The sequence below is a fragment of the Acinetobacter calcoaceticus genome (genome assembly GCF_016508255.1).
GTDB lineage: Bacteria > Pseudomonadota > Gammaproteobacteria > Pseudomonadales > Moraxellaceae > Acinetobacter > Acinetobacter calcoaceticus_E.
In genome coordinates, this window is sequence record NZ_JADVKT010000001.1 from 462,847 (window position 1) to 481,441 (window position 18,595).

Here is an 18,595-nt window from a genome sequence, read left to right on the forward strand (position 1 = left end):
CCCAAGCACTGATTGACCTTAGTTAACGCCGCATGTCTCCTAGCCCACAATATAAATTTTTACGCCAAGCTCCCCGAGATGGTCTTAGCACTGCTATGCAACCTTCGAAGTGGCAACAACTCCATGTTGACCCTTGGTTATGCCTATTTCTGCTCTTAAATGCGCTATTAGGTTTAACCGTACTATATAGTGCTTCTGCACAAGATGTAGGGTTAGTGAGTAAACAAGCCATGAGTTTTGGTATTGGCTTTTTAGTGATGTTTGGTCTAGCCCAAATTCCCCCCAAGGTCTATCAAGCTTTTTCCCCATATTTTTATTTATTTGGCTTATTTGCGCTCGTTGCAGTCAAAGTGTTCGGTGAAGTCCGAATGGGTGCTCAGCGCTGGATTGATATTCCTGGTTTTGGAAGTGTTCAACCCAGTGAGTTCATGAAAATCGGCATGCCCATGATGATTGCATGGTTTTTAGCACGAAAACCTCTCCCCCCTAGCTTTTCACAAGTTGTTTTATCATTAATGTTAATTGGTATTCCTTTTTTACTGATTGCGGAACAACCAGATTTAGGGACATCGCTTTTAGTGCTAGCAAGCGGCATATTTGTTTTATTTTTAAGTGGATTATCATGGCGTATGATTGGTGCCGCAGGAGCCTGCGCAGCAATCGTCATTCCAATTGCTTGGGAATTTCTTCTACACGACTATCAGCGTCAAAGGGTTTTAACGTTGCTTAATCCAGAGGCAGATGCACTCGGTACAGGTTGGAATATTATTCAATCTAAAACTGCTATTGGTTCTGGTGGTTTTTCAGGTAAAGGATTTCTTGAAGGAACTCAATCACATTTGCACTTTTTACCCGAAGGTCATACTGACTTTATTATTGCAGCGTATTCCGAAGAATTTGGGCTCATTGGTGTACTTATATTAGTTATTCTTTATTTTGCTATTATTTTTAGAACCTTTCAGATTGGTTTACAGAGCTTCCATAACTATGGACGTTTAGTTGCAGGCGCATTTGGTTTGTCTTTTTTTGTTTATGTATTTGTAAACGCGGGAATGGTCAGTGGTATTTTACCTGTAGTGGGTGTTCCTTTACCTTTTATGAGTTATGGCGGTACCGCTATTATTACTTTAATGGCCACTTTTGGTTTAGTCATGTCTATTCATACACATCGATAATCTGGAATTTAAAAAAGATATGTTGTCTCAATTTGTTAATAAAACTTTAAAAGTACTCGCCTTGTGTACTGGCCTCATCAGCACAAGTCATTTTGCCCAGGCCAATGATTTTGTAACGAATCCTAATTATTTAAATTTTAAACAAAAAGCCATGACTACTTATGGTTTAAGCAGTGAACAAGTTGATGCTGCGATGAGTGGTGCAAAAAATTTACCAAACATTATAAATATTATGACTCGTCCAGGTGAAAGTAAACCTTGGTATGATTATCGCTCTATGTTTTTAGTAGAAGGTACTATTCAACGTGGTGTTCGCTTTAAAAACCAATATGCAGATGCTTTAAATCGCGCTGAACAACAATATGGTGTCTCTCAAGCTGTCATTTTGGGTATTTTAGGTGTTGAGACAGGTTATGGCGCAAATAAAGGTTCTTTTATTACGCGTGACGCCTTAGCCACACTTGCTTTTGGCTACCCTCGCCGTGCTGAATATTTTGGTGATGAGCTAGCGGCTTTGATCGCATGGACTTATAAAGAAGGCTATCCAACAAATAGTATTGTAGGTTCCTACGCAGGTGCAATTGGCTATCCACAATTTATGCCAAGTAATATTAGTAAATATGGGGTCGATTATGATGGTAATGGACATATCGATTTAAGAAACTCTGCAGAAGATGCGATCGGTTCAATCGCAAACTACTTAGCAAAACAAGGATGGCAACGCGACCAACCTATCGGGTTTATGGCACGTTATACTGGCTCAAATCCGGAAAGTATTATTGCTAAAGATTTAATGCAACCTTTTCCCTATGGTGCATTAAAGACACTCGGTATTTCACCATTAAATCCTTTAGTTAAAATTGATGATCTGGATATGGTGAATGTTATTCAATTACAAGACAATAATGGTCCAATTTACTATTTAACTTACCCGAATTTTCAAGTTATTACGACCTATAATAAGAGCCGTATGTATGCGACTGCAGTATGGTTATTAGGAACTGAAGTGGCTAGCCGATAGGCTAGCTTTTTTATAGTTTATGTAAAAGTCAATAAATACTTTTGTTAAACAGATCACAATATGCACAAATTTAATTTCTTGTTACACTTTTGATTATTTTTTAACCCATAACTGTAAGTTTTTGCCCTTTTTGTAACGATTTCTCGTTAAAGACTAGACACTCTCCGTAAGCGATGAATATTATCCACCCCAATGTAGCAATTGCAAAAGTGAATAATCAGACATGTTCACTTTAAATTTCAGTTAATCGCTGAAAGAAAAAAGTACATGTTCTCAGGAGTTTATACAAATGCAGTTATCGCTGAAATACGTTCTTGCACTGACGGCTAGTTTAAGCATGGCCCCATTGCACGCTGAAATGGTGCAATCATCATCGTTAAATAGTGATGTAGATGGTTCTAATTTAGCAGCTCGTGTATTGAGTAAAGATACTCAAAATTTTAATTCTCGTTTTTCTAACATTAACAGTCTTTCAATCACTGAACGTTCTGGCGATCAAATCCGTCGTCAAGCGATCGCAGCAAAAATTGAAATCCCTGAAGATGAGCCTTCAGTGATTGAAAAACTTAACACAGTAGCTTCAAACACTGTTCGTAAGTTTAGCCAAACTGGCATGGCTTCATGGTATGGTCGTCAATTCCATGGACGCAAAACAGCAAGTGGTGACACATTCGATATGAATGGTCTAACTGCTGCCCACCGTAGCCTACCATTGAACTGTTACATTCGAGTAACGAACAAAGACAATGGTAAAAGTGTGGTTGTAAAAGTAAATGACCGTGGCCCTTTCCATGGTAATCGTGTACTTGATCTATCATACGGTGCAGCTAAACGTCTTGGCATTACCAATGCGGGAACTGCAAAAGTAAATATTGAACGTGTTGATGGCCCAACTTCATAAGTTATAGCTTTTCGAGTTCATGTAAAAAGCCGCAATTTTTCTGCGGCTTTTTTATATTTTAAACGATGAAAATCATTTCTAACTTTGGTTAAAAAAATCCTCTTTTTTACCCCCTCTCAAACCTTAAATTTGCGTATTTTTTCCACAAAAAATTAGGTTTATTTTGTCTGAACTTATTTCACTCCTAAATCACGCTTAGAGCGACTTTATTAAATTTGCGCTACCCTAGTACCATCTTTCCAAAATTAGGGCTATTTATGGCGTTTTTAGAGTAGATGAGTAGAGCTTTTTCATACAATTTTCCCACCTATCTCAAAATTACAATTTTTTTGATGATTTCATCATCTAGCAACCTATGCAAAATATTCTGAAAAATTGCTTCATTCTCTAGGTTACATTGAGTACTTTTTCTAGTACTAAAGCATTATGGTTTTTACATGCTTTTTTTAAGCACTTCATTGCCAATTTTCTACAGTTGAATAGTATCGGTTTCTTGTGACCGACCTGAAGAACAGGATAAAGTATACTCAGAAAAAATAAATCAAAGTTAAAACAAGGAGTGTGCCCTCAATGAAATCCATTACAGAATGGTTTGATGAATATAGCGAAAGCCATCAAAACCCAACCAATAAACAAATTCACTGGCTCTGTGTTCCTGCCATTTTATTTTCTATTATTGGAATCATTGCCCATTTCAACACTTTACTCACCGCTCTATTACTGGTACTCACTTTAGTATTTTATGCGCGTTTAGATCTTGTACTTGCTGTTGCAATGGCTGCTTTACTTGTTGTGATGGCATGGCTCATTTACACCCTACCTATCGGAGTGGGATTTTATATCACCATTTTTGTGATTGCTTGGGTTGGACAGTTTTATGGACATAAAATCGAGGGCAAAAAACCATCTTTTTTTAAAGATTTACAATTTCTACTCATTGGTCCAGTCTGGTGTATGGATGCCTACCTAGGGAAAGTCTTACCTAAATGGAAAAGCAGACAAAAACACGCTATTTCCTAATTATTAAATTAAAGCTGGATCATTTCGATTCAGCTTTTTACATTTTACTGATTTATTAGAAAATTTATAAAATAGAAAAAAACTAAACTAGCGATAACACTTAAAAGTACCCTTTTTAGATATATGGCAACCACAATACAAAAGATTGCTGCATAAATATAAGGATTATCTATAATTCCCTTTAAATTATCACCATCAAAAAAAACGACCGGAATACAAATTGCTGTTAATAAACAGGGTGCAGAATAATTAAGCATCCTATTCATAATAAGAGGTAATTTAATTTTAACATTCGGTTCTAAAAAATAATAACGATTAAAAAAGACGATTGTTGCCAAGCCTAAAATCATGAACCAAGACATATTATTACTCCTTACCTATTTTTTCAGTTAAAACAGCAACCAACATTCCTATTAATCCTGAAAGTAAAATCGCTCCTTCAACCTGATAAAATTTAAAGAAAAACCCGCTTAAACAAGTCATTAGCACACCAGCGACTACAGGCAACCCTTTACATAGCGGCACTATCATGGCAATGAAAATTGCCACAATTGAAAAATCCAAATGATAATTTAGTAAATCAGGAATCACTGTTGCTAAAAGTATTCCCACCAAGCTAAAAACCACCCAGAATAAATAAAAAGATAGACCCGCTCCGAGCAGATATTCTGGTTGTCTTTTTTGTCCAGATGCACATACCGCAAATAATTCATCTGTTAATAAAAAACCCAAACTTAACCGTTTCGAAAGAGGCAAAATAGAAATGTCATTTCTTAAAGTTAATGCATAAATAAAATGCTGAGCCGTTAAAAAGAAAATCGTCACATAAATTGTAAAAACGGATGCGCCTTCCATTACCATGCTTAAGCTAACTAATTGAGCCGCTCCAGCAAAGATAATTCCGGACATCGCAAGCGCCTTATAAAAAGATAACCCTGCATGAATTGTCATAGAGCCTGCTAAAATTGCCCATGGAATAACAGAAATTGACAACGGTAAAATATCAATTGCACCGCGTAAAAAGAGAGAAGATGGTTTATTTTTTGGAAACCCCACCCACTGATGCAACTGAATATTCATACATATAAACTCAATACAAAAGATCTCTCTATAAAATGCGCAATGAGACATGATTTATATTGAATAAAATTGCTGTAAATAAGTTTTTAATAATTTAGTTATTTAGACTAGCTACATATTGAGTAGGCGTGACTCCCATTGCTTTTTTAAAGTGACGATTAAAATGGCTTTGATCAGAAAAACCACATTGCTGTGCCACCATCGCAATCTGGTCACCCTGTTTTAATAATTGCCTTGCTTTCTGTAAGCGTGCTTGCACAAGCCAAGCATGAGGCGGTAAACCCACGTATTTTTTAAATTGTCTTAAGAAATGCCAGGCGCTCAACCCCACCATGTCAGCCAAATCTTGTAAAGAAAAATTTGTTTCCGGCATTTCTATTAGTAATTCTTTAATTCTTAATATTTTTGAATAGGCTTCAGGCAACTCACAAAAAGTATGATTTGATTTACCATGTCGCTTCATTAAACAAGCTAAAGTAGACAAATACATGGTTTCTTTAAGTAGGAAATTATCTTTTTGTTCTAATAAATCAAAAAGCAAGCAAAGCTGTTGTGCCAAGCCGAGGTCACGAATGACAGCTTGAGGAAACCAAGGCGCACCGTGCGAGTTTTCAAAAAAATCTTGGCTGACTTCTGCCAACATTTCAGGTGTAGGATAAATCGCCCGATATCGCCAACCCGATTCAACAGCAGATGAACCCGTATGAATCTCGTCAGCATTGACCAAAATAATATCACCTTTGGGAGCCACATGTAGCTGGCCCGTCCTAAAAAAAGACTGTGCTCCCTCTTCAATCACACCGATACAGTACCCTTCATGAGTATGCTTCGAAAATTGTGTTTGGTGATAATGTGCTTTTAGTAACTCTAAACCGCCTAGCTCTCGCACATGCAGATAATCGGCTTGCTCCCGCTGCATAGATACGTCTCATCCATTCAATAAAAAAACCATAGCATGTTTTAAGAAACTGAATAGAATAAAATTGCTCTATAAAAACAATCTCTTTATTAGTTTATTCGGCTTTATTGATAGATTTGCCCATCATGTTTGAGCCAACCGCTTTCATGACGATTTTGTGGATCACGATGAGTCCAGTGTAATACTCCGCCTTTAGGGTTGTATTCATATTCACCATAAAACTCTACCACGTCACCTTTTTTTAAATCAGGAATTTTAGGTGCTAAATCAATATTATGTGCAACTAAAATTGAAAGGCCATTTTTTAATACAAGAATAAATTTCTGGTGTCTTGACCCCACATTATCCTCTCTTAAAATTGCTTTTACTCGACCACTTCCCTGCACTTGAACATTACTTTTTCTCTGCTCATAAGCAGCTTTTATGGTATCCGCCCCATTATTTGAAAGTGTAGTTTCATTAGGTTGAGCTGCGGGTATAGTTGATGATGGAGATTGATTTTGCTTATGACCAGATAAATTTAGACCAAAATATGCAGCAATCAATAAAATAATGACACCGCCAATAGTAAGATTCTTTTTATTTGTCATTGTATGTCCTCATTTTAATTAAGATAAAAAAAGCCCCAATGGGGCTTTTTTTATTGTGATACGAATTACTTCGCAGCAGCTTGAGCAGCAGCAACTTCTTCAGCGAAGCTAAGTTCTACTTTCTTCTCGATACCTTCACCAACTTCGAAACGTACGAAGTTAGCAACAGTAGTACCAGTTGCTTTTAATACATCAGCAACTTTTTTGTCGTTGTCAATTACGTACATTTGACGATCAAGAGCAACTTCGTTCAAATATTTATCAACTGAACCACTTACCATTTTCTCAACGATGTTAGCTGGTTTGCCAGATTCTAACGCTTTCGCTTCAGCAATTTCTTTTTCTTTAGCGATAAGATCAGCAGGAACAGCTTCAGCATTTACAGCTACTGGGTTGAATGCAGCAATGTGCATTGCAATACCTTTACCAGTATCAGCATCACCAGTATAAGAAACTACAACACCGATTTTTAAACCGTGTTTGTAGATAGCCAAGCTTTCGCCTTCAACAATTTTCGCGCGACGAACTTGGATGTTTTCACCGATTTTTTGAACAAGTGCAATACGCGCTTCTTCAACAGTAGCACCATCTTCAAGTTTCAATTCAGCAATTTTAGTCGCATCAGTTTCATTTGCAGCAAGTGCAGCAGCAGCAACTTTAGCAGAGAAACCAGCAAAGTTTTCGTCTTTAGCAACGAAGTCAGTTTGACAGTTTACTTCTAAAAGAATCGCTTTATTGCCTTCTTGAACGATAGTGATCGCACCATCAGCAGCAATGTTGCCCGCTTTTTTAGCAGCTTTTGCTTGACCTGATTTACGAAGGTTATCAATCGCTAATTCAACATCACCATTAGATTCTGTTAATGCTTTTTTGCATTCCATCATTGCAAGACCAGTACGGTCACGTAATTCTTTTACCATGCTCGCAGTAACTGCAGTCATGTTGATCTCCTAAATACGGTAGAAAAATGAATCTGTTCAACAAAAACGGCCCAAAGTGTTCTCTGGACCGTTCTGCTTTCTTGACGCTTAATTTGCCACCATTACATGTCGCAAAAATGACAATTTTGCATCAAAATGCATTAAGCCTCTGGAGCTTCTTTAGCAGCTTCTTCGCCTTTAGCTTGTGCATTTGCTTGTGATTGAGCATATTCTTTACCAGCAAGAATCGCATCAGCCATAGCAGAAGCATATAGAGTTACTGCACGGATCGCATCGTCGTTACCCGGAATAACGTAATCAACGTTGTCTGGGTTAGAGTTTGTATCAACGATACCGATAACAGGAATACCCAAGTTCTTCGCTTCTTTAATTGCAATCGCTTCGTGATCAACGTCGATTACAAATAACGCGTCAGGTAAACCACCCATGTTTTTAACGCCGCCTAAAGAACGCTCAAGTTTTTCCATCTCACGAGCACGTTCTAAAGCTTCACGTTTAGTAAGCTTAGCAAAAGTACCATCTTGAGATTGAGTTTGAAGATCTTTTAAACGGTTGATAGATTGGCGAAGTGTTTTCCAGTTCGTCAACATACCACCTAACCAGCGGTGATCTACATATGGTTGACCAGCGCGTTGAGCTTGTTCACGGATGATGTTAGAAGCAGCACGTTTTGTACCAACGAACAAAACTTTGTTCTTTTTGCTTGCTAATTGGTTAGCGAAGTTCAAAGCATCATTTAACGCAGGAACAGTGTGCTCAAGGTTGATGATGTGAATTTTGTTGCGCGCGCCAAAAATGTATTGACGCATTTTTGGGTTCCAGAAACGAGTTTGGTGACCAAAGTGCGCGCCAGCTTGAAGAAGGTCGCGCATGCTTACGTTGTAATCTGCCATTTTCTTTACCTTAAAGTTTGGGTTAGGCCTCCATATATCCGCATTCTCCACCCTTTTACAGGCACCCAGAGTAATGTGACGATATATGTGCGGATTTTTTACTCCATCTATCAAAATTGTTCGTAAAAGATATTCACGAAAAGCATTTGATAAAATGGGCGGCTATTTATACCATAGACACTTGTAAATTACCAAAAGTTTTTAGAGATCATGAACAGTACTTATACAGCTCCACGTCGATTAATCAAAACTCCAGATGAAATTGAAAAAATGCGCATTGCAGGACGACTGGCGGCTGAAGTTCTAGAGATGATCAAGCCTTATATTAAGGCAGGTGTAAGTACACTTGAACTTGATACCATTTGCCGTAACCACATTGAAAATGTACAGCATGCTATTCCTGCCTGTGTCGGCTATGGTGGCGCTCCTGGACGCCCTGCTTTTCAGCACTCTATTTGTACTTCGGTTAACCATGTTGTCTGCCATGGCATTCCTTCTGAAAATAAAACTTTAAAAAACGGCGATATTCTTAATATTGATGTGACTGTTATTAAAGATGGTTATCACGGCGATACAAACATGATGTATGTCGTTGGTGGAGAGACTTCCATTTTAGCTAACCGTCTATGTAAGGTTGCCCAAGAAGCGATGTATCGAGGAATGGCAACAGTTAGAGATGGTTCATATTTAGGTGATATCGGCCATGCAATCCAAAAATATGTCGAATCAGAACGTTTTAGTGTAGTCCGTGAATATTGTGGCCATGGTATTGGAACTGTTTTCCATGATGAACCTCAAGTATTGCACTATGGTCAAGCTGGCACAGGCATGCGCTTAGAAGCAGGCATGACTTTTACCATTGAACCTATGGTAAATGCCGGCGTATGGCAGACTAAATTGCTTGGAGACAAATGGACTGTAGTAACCAAAGACCATAAACTTTCAGCTCAGTTTGAACATACTATTTTAGTGACTCAAACTGGTATTGAAGTTTTAACTGCGCGTCCAGAAGAAGACCTATCACGCTTCAACTAATAATTTAATTACATTTAATAAAAGGCTACTTTATGTAGCCTTTTATTATTTATTGTGTATTTAAAATTAACAAATATTGCCAAATATAAACAATTATTTCAAAAAAATTACAATTATTAATTTTTAATAAACAATCATTTTAATAAAACGCGGTATGGTTGGCTCAATAAAAATCAGTAAACAAATGTCGGACATGGAGTCCCTTTATGATGAAAAAGTCATTATTTTGTATGACAGCTGCCTTTTTTGCTCTGCCAACAGTCACCTACGCCACTTCTCCATATTTTAGTTTAAAGGATGGTGATGGCTTCAAACGTTTTTCAGTCTCTGCAGGTTGGTTACATGCCATGCCGCAAGGAAGCGCAAATCCAGTCAACATTAATACTAGTGTCGCAGAAGGAACGACCTCTAAAGTAGGCCCTGTGTCAAAACAATCTGTTTTAAACGCTGCTGACAGAAGCTCTAATCCACTCTTGTATGATGCAATCAAGATTTTACCAACAGATACCCTACCCTCAATACTCACAGGAACAGCAACGGTAAATGGCTTATCAAATTGGCAGAGTCAAGGTACGGGTTTGGAAGCAAAGGATGTAGACACATTAGGGATCATGGCGAATTATAATTTTACAGATAATTTATCTCTAGAAATTAAAGCTGGGATTCCTCCTAAAGTTGATATTCAAGGTAAAGGTAATATTTATGCACCATTATCTGGCTCAGCAAATACAGCTCTTGGCACAATAGGCTTAAAAGAAGATATTCATATCACTGACCTCACTCAAGGTAGTAAAGCTGCTACTGCACGTGCTTGGTTACCTGCTGTAGAGCTGCAATATCAGTTTGGTAAATCTGGGGTGAATAAATTCCGCCCATACGTAGGTGCAGGTGTGATGTATGCTTATTTCAACGGATTAGAAATGAATTCGGGCATTGAGTCGGATTTGATAAAAGCGGGTCATATGATTCAGAATATTCATGATGGTAAAGCTGGAGCAGCACTGGATGGTAAGACATCCTCAGCGAATCCTATCGTAAAACTAGAAGCGACCGATACTTTTGCGCCGATTGTTACTTTAGGGGCAACTTATGACTTCAATCCGAACTGGTTTGCTGTTGGTTCAGTTTCATATTCAAAAATGAATAGTGAAGCAAAAATCTCTGTAACAGACCAAAATACAGGTAAAGAGCTAATTAAAGCGAATACTAAAATTGATATTGACCCAATCATTACCTATGTTGGCGTTGGTTATCGCTTCTAAATTCGGTTAGATATAAAGCTATAAAAACTTATGCATGTTTTTATAGCTTTCTTTCGATCCCCCTCAAATTGCTTCTTTTTAAATCAAAATGCTAAAAAAATGAGCATTTTCTAATAAAAATCACTGATAAATCTAAAAATCGCTTTTGTTATTATCTTTCTTCGTTGTGATAATCATTTTTAATTGTTTTTCTGATCACAAACTAAATGAATAAAATTAAATACTAATTTTTCCTTTTTAGTAAAATTCATTTTTTGGCACAGCATTTGCATTATTCATAGCATGATGAATCAACGCTGATTCAATGAATAAACAAAGACGGCCAACGACGTCCGCTCTGATCGGTCTGCATATAGGCAACTTCTTGCCATGCAAATTAAAATTTCGTTCAGTTCAGGGGGACGGCGTATGTCTTCAAATATCAATCTAGATGCAAAGAAATCAACTGCGATTAAATTATTCAGTTTTTCTACTCCAGCAATGCGTGCCTTCCATATGACTTGGCTTGCATTCTTTGTGTGTTTCTTCGCATGGTTTGCATGTGCTCCATTAATGCCAGTGATTAAAGGTGAATTTGGCTTAACGAAAGATCAGATTGCCAATATTAATATTGCTGCTGTTGCCATTACGATTTTAGTGCGGCTCATTGTCGGACCACTCTGCGATAAATACGGCCCACGAATTACGTACACCACTCTCTTATTAGTAGGTAGCATTCCAGTATTTGGTGTAGCTGCCGCCAATAGTTATGAATCGTTTCTGTTCTTTCGCTTACTTATTGGTGCTATTGGTGCGAGCTTTGTAATTACTCAATATCATACAAGTGTGATGTTTGCTCCGAATATAGTAGGTACAGCAAATGCAGCTGCCGCAGGTTGGGGAAATGCTGGCGGTGGAGCAACACAAGCTTTAATGCCTTTATTACTCGGTGCAATTGTGATGTTTGGTGTTGAACAAACCATGGGATGGCGCGTGGCATTAATCGTACCTGGCATAATGATGGTTATCGTTGGCATTCTTTACTGGAAATTAACTCAAGATTGCCCTCAAGGGAACTTTAAAGAAGTTCGTGCACATGGTATTGAGGTCGGTAGTGGTAAAAAAGGTGGTACGGCAATTTTAATGCAAGCCGCACGTAACTATCGTGTCTGGATTTTATTCTTGGCATATGGTGCAAGTTTCGGTATTGAGATTTTCATCCATAACGTTGCGGCAATGTACTATGTTGATCAATTCAAAATGGATTTAAAAACTGCTGGTTTAACTGCTGGGATCTTTGGTCTTCTTGCATTATTTGCACGCGCACTGGGTGGCATTATTTCTGACAAAGTGGCTCTCAAAAAAGGATTAGATGGCCGTACAAAAGTGCTTGTACTTATGATTTTAGGTGAAGGCTTATTCTTAATACTCTTCTCTCAAATGAATGCTGTTACCCTCGCGATTATTTCTATGACCATTTTTGCATTGTTTACCCACATGGCCTGTGGAGCAACATATGCACTCGTACCATTTATTGATCGTAATGCATTAGGCGGCGTTGCAGGAATTATTGGTGCAGGAGGAAATGTAGGCGCTGTTGCAGCGGGCTTCTTACTTAAAGGCTTGCTTGATGTGCAAACTTGTCTATTTATTTTAGGTGGGTTAGTCATGGTCGCTGGCTGTAGTGTAATTTTGATTCGCTTCACAATTGAACACAAACAAAAAGAACAAGTGCTTTTCAAACAGGCATTACTTGAACGTAATTCGGCTGCCTAATTTTAACAAGAAGCGGAGATCAAAATGATGTCTGCTTCTACTCTTTTCTCATAAAACACTTCACCATTTAAATTACATTATCTTTTTTATTAAACGCTATTCCCCACATTTATATTTATCGATATATCTTCTACAACAAATCATTATTATATGCTTTTGGGATCATTATGGGACTTTCATGGCTCTCTACAGTTCCGCTCACGAACGGCATTATGGCAAATATGTGTGGGGTAAAATATATATCGATGCTAAGTGATATTGTATTTTTCACCCATCAAGTTGGTTCTTTTTGGGAGACTGGCTCGGTGGCGTCATTCAGACGCATAATGCCTTACTTTTGAAAACAATTATGACTTTTCTAATAGGTACTATTTTTATTCTTTCCATATTTTTTTGGAAACAGACACCTGATTTATATAAATATTTTAATAAATAATTTTGTGCACACTAAAATATAAAGCACGTAAATCATCCCTTAAAACTGTCATAAAAATATAAAAATCGTATGGTCTAATGAAAATAAAAAAGCCCGCAGATTTGCGGGCTTTTTTATTAAAAACTTATTTAAAATCAAAATAAGCGATTCATACCATTGAGCGCAGCTACGCGATATGCTTCAGCCATTGTTGGATAATTAAATGTCGTTTCAACAAAATATTTTAAGGTATTATTGGGGCTGTGCATAACTGCTTGCCCAATGTGGATAATTTCGGCAGCGTTATTACCAAAACAGTGAATACCTAAAATTTCCATAGTGTCACGGTGGAAAAGAATTTTTAACTCACCTACTGTATCACCAGTAATTTGTGCACGAGCTAAATGACGGAAAGAAGCTTGACCCACTTCATACGGAATTTTTTCTTCCGTTAATTCCTGTTCATTTTTACCAATTGATGAGATTTCCGGAATGGTGTAGATACCAGTTGGAATATCACGTACTGGCTTCGCATCTTCACCACTCATGTTTGCGCCAGCACAGCGCCCTTGGTCATAAGCAGCAGAAGCAAGTGATGGCCAACCAATTACATCACCAGCAGCATAGATGTTTTCAACTTCAGTTTGATATTGATCATTTACTGAAAGCTGACCACGGTTGTTTGGTACTAGTCCAACGTTCTCAAGGCCTAAACCTTCTGTGTTACCTGAACGACCATTACACCAAAGAATAGCATCGGCTTTAATCTTTTTACCGCTTTGTAAATGCAGAACGACATGGTCATCAAACGTTTCAAGATGATCCATTTGCTCATTGTGACGAATCAATACACCTTGTTCGCGTAAGTGATAAGACAAAGCATCGGCAATTTCATCGTCCAAATAGCTTAATAATTTTTGCTGAGTATTAATCAAGTCAACTTTATGGTCTAAACCAATAAAGATTGAGGCATATTCACAACCAATAACGCCTGCGCCGTAAATAATGATTTTTTGAATTGAATAATCAAGATCAAGAATTTTGTCCGAATCAAATACGCGAGGATGATCAAAGTCTAGCCCTTGCGGGTGGTATGGACGACTACCTGTCGCAATCACAATTTGCTTACAGATGATTGTTTCTTTAATACCTTCATGACTAAAAACTAAAACTGTATTTTTGTCTTGAATATATGCACGGCCGTGAAATACACCGATTTTGTTACGGTCATAAAAACGCGTATGTGTATCAACCTGTTGCTGAATAACCTTATGTGCATTACGCAAAACCTGTTTCATGGTGAACTGTTTCCATTCACCTACTTTTTGAAACATTGGATCACGCTGATAGCGAATAATGCTAGAAACTGTTTGACGTAATGCTTTACTTGGAATGGTGCCTACGTGAGCACAGTTACCACCGAGTTGATCACGCACATCTACAATTGCAACACGCTTACCAGCTTTTGCAAGCTTCATTGCCGCGCCTTCACCTGCAGGTCCAGAACCGAGAACTACCGCATCGTATTTAACGAAATTCCCACTAACGACCTCTTTTTTACGTGGCATTGAAAGCTCCTTCCTCTCTTGAATGACCATATTTTATAATAGATTATGACTAATATGCGGTGATTTTATGTATTTCTCAACCCTATATTTCTGAATAGCCACATTTATTATATGAATAGTTATTTTCCGCTATTAACTGTAGAAGTTCGCTATAATACAATGTCAATGTCTCTATAAACGAGTGGAAAAGTTAGATATGTCAGAACACCGTAAACCTGAACAGGGTGTAAAACTTCGTGGCGCAGAAAAAGTCGCAAGAATTCCTGTAAAAGTTGTACCTACGGTTGAAGTGCCGCGTAAACCTGACTGGATTCGTGTCAAGATGACGGCACCAGAAGAAGTTCAGCGTATTAAAACGACTTTACGTGCTCAAAAACTCCATACCGTTTGTGAAGAAGCTGCTTGTCCTAACCTACCAGAATGTTTTGGTGGTGGTACAGCAACATTCATGATTATGGGTGACATTTGTACCCGCCGTTGCCCTTTCTGTGATGTAGCACATGGTCGTCCTAATGCATTAGATGCTGACGAACCTCGTCACATGGCAGAAACTATTTCCAATCTGAAACTCAAGTACGCAGTAATTACTTCGGTTGACCGTGATGACTTGCTTGACGGCGGTGCGCAACATTTTGTGGACTGTATTAAAGAAACACGTGCACTTAGCCCGACTACATTGCTTGAGATTTTAGTACCTGACTTCCGTGGACGCATGGATATTGCTTTACGCATTATGACCGAATGTCCACCAGACGTATTTAACCATAACATTGAGACTGTGCCTCGCTTATATAAAGCAATGCGCCCAGGTTCAGATTACCAGCACTCTTTAAACTTATTAAAAATGTTTAAAGAATATTGCCCAGACATTCCAACTAAATGTGGTTTGATGGTCGGTATTGGTGAAACAGAAGAAGAAGTTATTGCTTTACTTGATGACTTACGTGCCCATGATGTTGACTATGTCACTATTGGTCAATATTTACAGCCTTCTAAACAACATGCGCCAATTGACCGCTTTGTAACTCCAGAAGAGTTTGAACGTTATGCAGAGCATGGCCGCAAACTTGGCTTTAGAAATATTTGGTCTGCACCAATGGTTCGTTCAAGTTACTTTGCTGATCGTCAATACCACGGTGAACCAGTACCAGAAGTTCGTCGTAAAGTAGATCCTGCTAAGAAAATTGCAGTTCAGGTCGTCGAAGCTTAATAAATTAAATATCTATAAAAAGCCCTCTAACACAGAGGGCTTTTTATTTGTATAAGAAAATCAATAACATTTCTTGACAAATCGATAAAACAACCCATTACACTTTCACTCAAAAATATCTTATACCTGAAAGTACGATATATCCCTGCGCTAGCATATACATCAATATTTGCGACATAAAAACTCAAATTTAAACAGCAACAAAACAGCTAGTTAAGCCTTAAATATCTCCTCGCTTTTGTAACGTCATTCACTTGAGGGCTTATCTAGTAAGGAGCAAGTATGATTTTCCTACTCTTTATATTAAGTATTATTATTCAGCTTATTGCAGTATGGGCGATTTTCTTCTTTAACTTAAATAAAGTTATTGGTAGCAGTGTAGCGATTATTGTTGCCCTACTTTCGGCATTCTTGCTAACACCATGGTCACTGCTTTTAGGTATTCCAATGATTGCGCTCAGCATCATTATTTTAGTTGAGCCATTACGATTTAACCTGATCACTAAACCTGCATATAAAACTTTAGCTAATTCGATGCCAAGCATTAGTACGACAGAACAAGAAGCTTTAGAAGCAGGTACCAGTTGGTGGGAAAAAGAGCTATTCATGGGGGCACCCGATTGGTCTCAGTTTGAAAATTATCCCTACCCGACCTTGTCAGCTGAAGAACAAAGTTTCATTGACAATGAAGTTGAACTGCTTTGTAGCTTGTTAGATGAATGGGAAATCCATCATCACTTAAAAGACCTTCCTCCTGAAGTTTGGCAATTTATTAAAGATAAAGGTTTTTTAGGCCTCATTATTCCCAAATCTTTTGGTGGTAAAGAATTTAGCTCATTTGCACAAAGCCGTATTATGAGCAAAATTGCTTCACGCTCTCTCACCACTGCTGTGAGTTGTATGGTTCCAAACTCGTTGGGACCGGGTGAGCTACTCATGCACTACGGTACTGATGCTCAAAAGCAGCAATATCTACCCGGCCTTGCCAAAGGTGAAGAAATTCCATGCTTTGGTTTAACCAGTCCAGAAGCAGGTTCAGATGCAGGTGCAATTCCCGACTCTGGGGTCGTTTGTTACGGTGAACATGAAGGTGCTCAAGTTCTTGGTCTGCGCATGAATTTCTCTAAACGTTGGATTACCCTTGCACCGATTGCCACAGTCGTTGGTCTTGCATTTAAACTTTATGACCCAGACGGCTTACTCGGTGATAAACGCAAAAATGAGTACGGAATTACTTGTGCACTCATTCCTGCCAGTCATGCGGGTGTAAAAATAGGCGCTCGACATTATCCTGGCTCTCCATTTATGAATGGAACCGTAGAAGGAGAAGACGTTTTCATTCCAATTGACTGGATTATTGGCGGTCAAGAAAATGCGGGTAAAGGCTGGCGGATGCTCATGGAATGTTTAGGTGTGGGCCGTGGTATCTCCCTTCCAGCTCTAGCAACAGCAGCAGGTGAAATGAGCTATTTAACCGTTGGTGCTTTTGCCAAAATTCGCCAACAATTTAATATTTCAGTAGGCAAATTTGAAGGTGTACAAGAAGCGACCAGTGAAATTGCCAGTGATGCTTATATGCTTGAAGCATTCCGTTATTTAGTCACCTGTGGTCTAAATCAAGGCGGAACACCTGCTGTGATGACTGCGATGGCAAAATATTATGCAACCGAAACGATGCGCAAAGTGGTCAATCATGGAATGGATATTGCGGGAGGACGTGCAATTCAACTTGGCCCTCGCAACTTCCTTGCGCTTACCTATCAAGCAATTCCAATCGCAATTACAGTGGAAGGCGCAAATATTTTAACTCGATCACTCATGATTTTTGGTCAAGGCTCAATGCGTTGTCACCCTTACCTTTTTGAAGAGTTACAACTCCTTCAATCTGAAGATAAAACCAATGCAGTTAAAAAATTCGATGATCTGTTATTTAAACATTTAGCCTATACCTTTAACCGTGGAGCAAAATCATTTGCTTATGGTTGGACAGGCGGCTCAAGTGATGCTCCACAATCAGCCGACCAATTTACAGCAACCCACTATAAAACCATTAACCGATTTAGTGCCAACTTCTCGCTTGTCTCTGATATGGCGCTTGGCTTACTTGCAGGTGATCTAAAGCGCAAAGAAATGTTGTCAGGACGTTTGGCCGACATCCATGCTCATCTATTTATCTCTACGGCGATTTTAAAGTTTTATGAAGCTGGACAAAAAACTGAAGCTGAACAACTTCATGCTAAATTAGCTCTACAAAAAGCTTTCTTGAATATTCAGGAAGCATTTTGGGGTTTATTTGAGAACTTCCCAGCCAAGCTTTCTGCAGCATTTGTGAAATGGATCTGTTTCCCTTTTGGTCGTGTCATTTCAAAACCCGATGATGAGTTAAAACAGCAAGTCGCTGAGCTTATGATGGAAGAACATCCATTTAGAGAGCAACTTAAACACCATGTGTTTTACTCAACCAAAGCCGACGATGTCACAGGCCGTTTAGAACATGCCTTCCAAATTCTGCGAACACTTGAACCGCTTTGGGATAAGTTTAAGAAAGCTGAATCTAAAGGTAAATTTACAGGACTTACTTTCGAAGAGAATATTGAACAAGCTACAAAAGAAGGTTTTATTTCTGAAAACGAAGCTCAACAATTATTGCAATACAACGCAATTCGATTCGACAGCATGCTTACCGATGTTTTTGATGAACATTTAAATAAAGATCTTCCTTTATCAAATCCTCATCAAATTTAGTGACTGGTGGCTCCACTAATTCACTATTGCAATCACCTTTGATTCGCATTAATTAATAAACAGCC

16 protein-coding genes and 1 pseudogene are annotated in these 18,595 nt (G+C 38.4%); 10 read left to right on the top strand and 7 right to left on the bottom strand.

The annotated features are described in order from the left end of the window. Positions 1-32 precede the first annotated feature (32 nt). The 4 genes from rodA (at position 33) to I5515_RS02250 (ending at position 4,117) form a co-directional block, all read left to right on the top strand. Positions 33-1,175: a rod shape-determining protein RodA gene (rodA, locus tag I5515_RS02235; protein ID WP_199964543.1), complete on the top strand. Its 1,143-nt coding sequence runs from the start codon at positions 33-35 to the stop codon at positions 1,173-1,175. 19 nt (positions 1,176-1,194) lie between these two features. Next, on the top strand, positions 1,195-2,196 hold the full coding sequence (gene mltB / locus I5515_RS02240) for a lytic murein transglycosylase B (RefSeq protein WP_199964544.1): 1,002 nt from the start codon (positions 1,195-1,197) through the stop codon (positions 2,194-2,196). Positions 2,197-2,485: 289 nt separating this feature from the next. Next, entirely contained in the window at positions 2,486-3,097 is a 612-nt protein-coding gene (locus I5515_RS02245; RefSeq protein ID WP_199964545.1) for a septal ring lytic transglycosylase RlpA family protein, read from the top strand. Between the two features lie 570 nt (positions 3,098-3,667). Next, positions 3,668-4,117: a DUF962 domain-containing protein gene (locus I5515_RS02250; RefSeq protein WP_199964546.1), complete on the top strand. Its 450-nt coding sequence runs from the start codon at positions 3,668-3,670 to the stop codon at positions 4,115-4,117. A 44-nt stretch (positions 4,118-4,161) separates the two neighbouring features. Here I5515_RS02250 and I5515_RS02255 read toward each other — a convergent pair whose 3' ends face one another. The 6 genes from I5515_RS02255 to rpsB all read right to left on the bottom strand — a co-directional run bounded on the left by I5515_RS02255 (position 4,162) and on the right by rpsB (position 8,540). Next, positions 4,162-4,479 (bottom strand): AzlD domain-containing protein, encoded by a 318-nt coding sequence (locus I5515_RS02255; RefSeq protein WP_199964547.1) that lies wholly within the window; start codon positions 4,477-4,479, stop codon positions 4,162-4,164. 4 nt (positions 4,480-4,483) lie between these two features. Then, complete coding sequence (locus I5515_RS02260; protein ID WP_199964548.1) at positions 4,484-5,197, bottom strand: AzlC family ABC transporter permease; 714 nt, start codon at positions 5,195-5,197, stop codon at positions 4,484-4,486. Between the two features lie 94 nt (positions 5,198-5,291). Continuing rightward, complete coding sequence (locus tag I5515_RS02265; RefSeq protein WP_199964549.1) at positions 5,292-6,116, bottom strand: helix-turn-helix transcriptional regulator; 825 nt, start codon at positions 6,114-6,116, stop codon at positions 5,292-5,294. 104 nt (positions 6,117-6,220) lie between these two features. Continuing rightward, on the bottom strand, positions 6,221-6,706 hold the full coding sequence (locus tag I5515_RS02270) for a DUF3465 domain-containing protein (RefSeq protein ID WP_199964550.1): 486 nt from the start codon (positions 6,704-6,706) through the stop codon (positions 6,221-6,223). Positions 6,707-6,771: 65 nt separating this feature from the next. Continuing rightward, complete coding sequence (gene tsf, locus I5515_RS02275) at positions 6,772-7,647, bottom strand: translation elongation factor Ts (RefSeq protein ID WP_199964551.1); 876 nt, start codon at positions 7,645-7,647, stop codon at positions 6,772-6,774. A gap of 140 nt (positions 7,648-7,787) precedes the next feature. Continuing rightward, a complete protein-coding gene (gene rpsB / locus I5515_RS02280; RefSeq protein WP_092706280.1) occupies positions 7,788-8,540 on the bottom strand; it encodes a 30S ribosomal protein S2 in 753 nt (250 codons plus the stop codon). A gap of 210 nt (positions 8,541-8,750) precedes the next feature. Between rpsB and map the strand changes: the two genes are divergently transcribed. The 4 genes and pseudogenes from map to I5515_RS17655 all read left to right on the top strand — a co-directional run. Next, positions 8,751-9,575: a type I methionyl aminopeptidase gene (gene map / locus I5515_RS02285; protein WP_199964552.1), complete on the top strand. Its 825-nt coding sequence runs from the start codon at positions 8,751-8,753 to the stop codon at positions 9,573-9,575. A gap of 206 nt (positions 9,576-9,781) precedes the next feature. Next, complete coding sequence (locus I5515_RS02290) at positions 9,782-10,837, top strand: OmpW/AlkL family protein (protein ID WP_199964553.1); 1,056 nt, start codon at positions 9,782-9,784, stop codon at positions 10,835-10,837. A gap of 408 nt (positions 10,838-11,245) precedes the next feature. Next, the gene (locus I5515_RS02295) at positions 11,246-12,592 is read left to right on the top strand and encodes an MFS transporter (protein WP_199964554.1); all 1,347 of its coding nucleotides are present in this window, start codon (positions 11,246-11,248) and stop codon (positions 12,590-12,592) included. Positions 12,593-12,738: 146 nt separating this feature from the next. Beyond that, positions 12,739-12,905 (top strand): annotated as a pseudogene (locus tag I5515_RS17655) (MFS transporter); the annotation flags it as partial. A gap of 257 nt (positions 12,906-13,162) precedes the next feature. Here I5515_RS17655 and sthA read toward each other — a convergent pair. After that, a complete protein-coding gene (gene sthA / locus I5515_RS02300; RefSeq protein ID WP_002118117.1) occupies positions 13,163-14,575 on the bottom strand; it encodes a Si-specific NAD(P)(+) transhydrogenase in 1,413 nt (470 codons plus the stop codon). A gap of 196 nt (positions 14,576-14,771) precedes the next feature. Between sthA and lipA the strand changes: the two genes are divergently transcribed. Together lipA and I5515_RS02310 are read left to right on the top strand one after the other, a co-directional pair. Continuing rightward, complete coding sequence (gene lipA / locus I5515_RS02305; RefSeq protein WP_199964555.1) at positions 14,772-15,785, top strand: lipoyl synthase; 1,014 nt, start codon at positions 14,772-14,774, stop codon at positions 15,783-15,785. Between the two features lie 282 nt (positions 15,786-16,067). Next, positions 16,068-18,530, top strand: coding sequence for an acyl-CoA dehydrogenase (locus I5515_RS02310; RefSeq protein ID WP_199964556.1), 2,463 nt, complete (start codon positions 16,068-16,070; stop codon positions 18,528-18,530). Positions 18,531-18,595 lie beyond the last annotated feature (65 nt).

Excerpts from the sequence above, each read along its gene's own strand:
- map (WP_199964552.1), top strand. The coding sequence starts at position 8,751 with ATGAACAGTACTTATACAGCTCCACGTCGATTAATCAAAACTCCAGAT.
- rodA (WP_199964543.1), top strand. The coding sequence starts at position 33 with ATGTCTCCTAGCCCACAATATAAATTTTTACGCCAAGCTCCCCGAGAT.
- rpsB (WP_092706280.1), bottom strand. The coding sequence starts at position 8,540 with ATGGCAGATTACAACGTAAGCATGCGCGACCTTCTTCAAGCTGGCGCG.
- I5515_RS02270 (WP_199964550.1), bottom strand. The coding sequence starts at position 6,706 with ATGACAAATAAAAAGAATCTTACTATTGGCGGTGTCATTATTTTATTG.
- sthA (WP_002118117.1), bottom strand. The coding sequence starts at position 14,575 with ATGCCACGTAAAAAAGAGGTCGTTAGTGGGAATTTCGTTAAATACGAT.
- I5515_RS02295 (WP_199964554.1), top strand. The coding sequence starts at position 11,246 with ATGTCTTCAAATATCAATCTAGATGCAAAGAAATCAACTGCGATTAAA.
- I5515_RS02265 (WP_199964549.1), bottom strand. The coding sequence starts at position 6,116 with ATGCAGCGGGAGCAAGCCGATTATCTGCATGTGCGAGAGCTAGGCGGT.
- tsf (WP_199964551.1), bottom strand. The coding sequence starts at position 7,647 with ATGACTGCAGTTACTGCGAGCATGGTAAAAGAATTACGTGACCGTACT.
- I5515_RS02290 (WP_199964553.1), top strand. The coding sequence starts at position 9,782 with ATGATGAAAAAGTCATTATTTTGTATGACAGCTGCCTTTTTTGCTCTG.
- I5515_RS02250 (WP_199964546.1), top strand. The coding sequence starts at position 3,668 with ATGAAATCCATTACAGAATGGTTTGATGAATATAGCGAAAGCCATCAA.
- lipA (WP_199964555.1), top strand. The coding sequence starts at position 14,772 with ATGTCAGAACACCGTAAACCTGAACAGGGTGTAAAACTTCGTGGCGCA.
- I5515_RS02255 (WP_199964547.1), bottom strand. The coding sequence starts at position 4,479 with ATGTCTTGGTTCATGATTTTAGGCTTGGCAACAATCGTCTTTTTTAAT.
- I5515_RS02310 (WP_199964556.1), top strand. The coding sequence starts at position 16,068 with ATGATTTTCCTACTCTTTATATTAAGTATTATTATTCAGCTTATTGCA.
- mltB (WP_199964544.1), top strand. The coding sequence starts at position 1,195 with ATGTTGTCTCAATTTGTTAATAAAACTTTAAAAGTACTCGCCTTGTGT.
- I5515_RS02260 (WP_199964548.1), bottom strand. The coding sequence starts at position 5,197 with ATGAATATTCAGTTGCATCAGTGGGTGGGGTTTCCAAAAAATAAACCA.
- I5515_RS02245 (WP_199964545.1), top strand. The coding sequence starts at position 2,486 with ATGCAGTTATCGCTGAAATACGTTCTTGCACTGACGGCTAGTTTAAGC.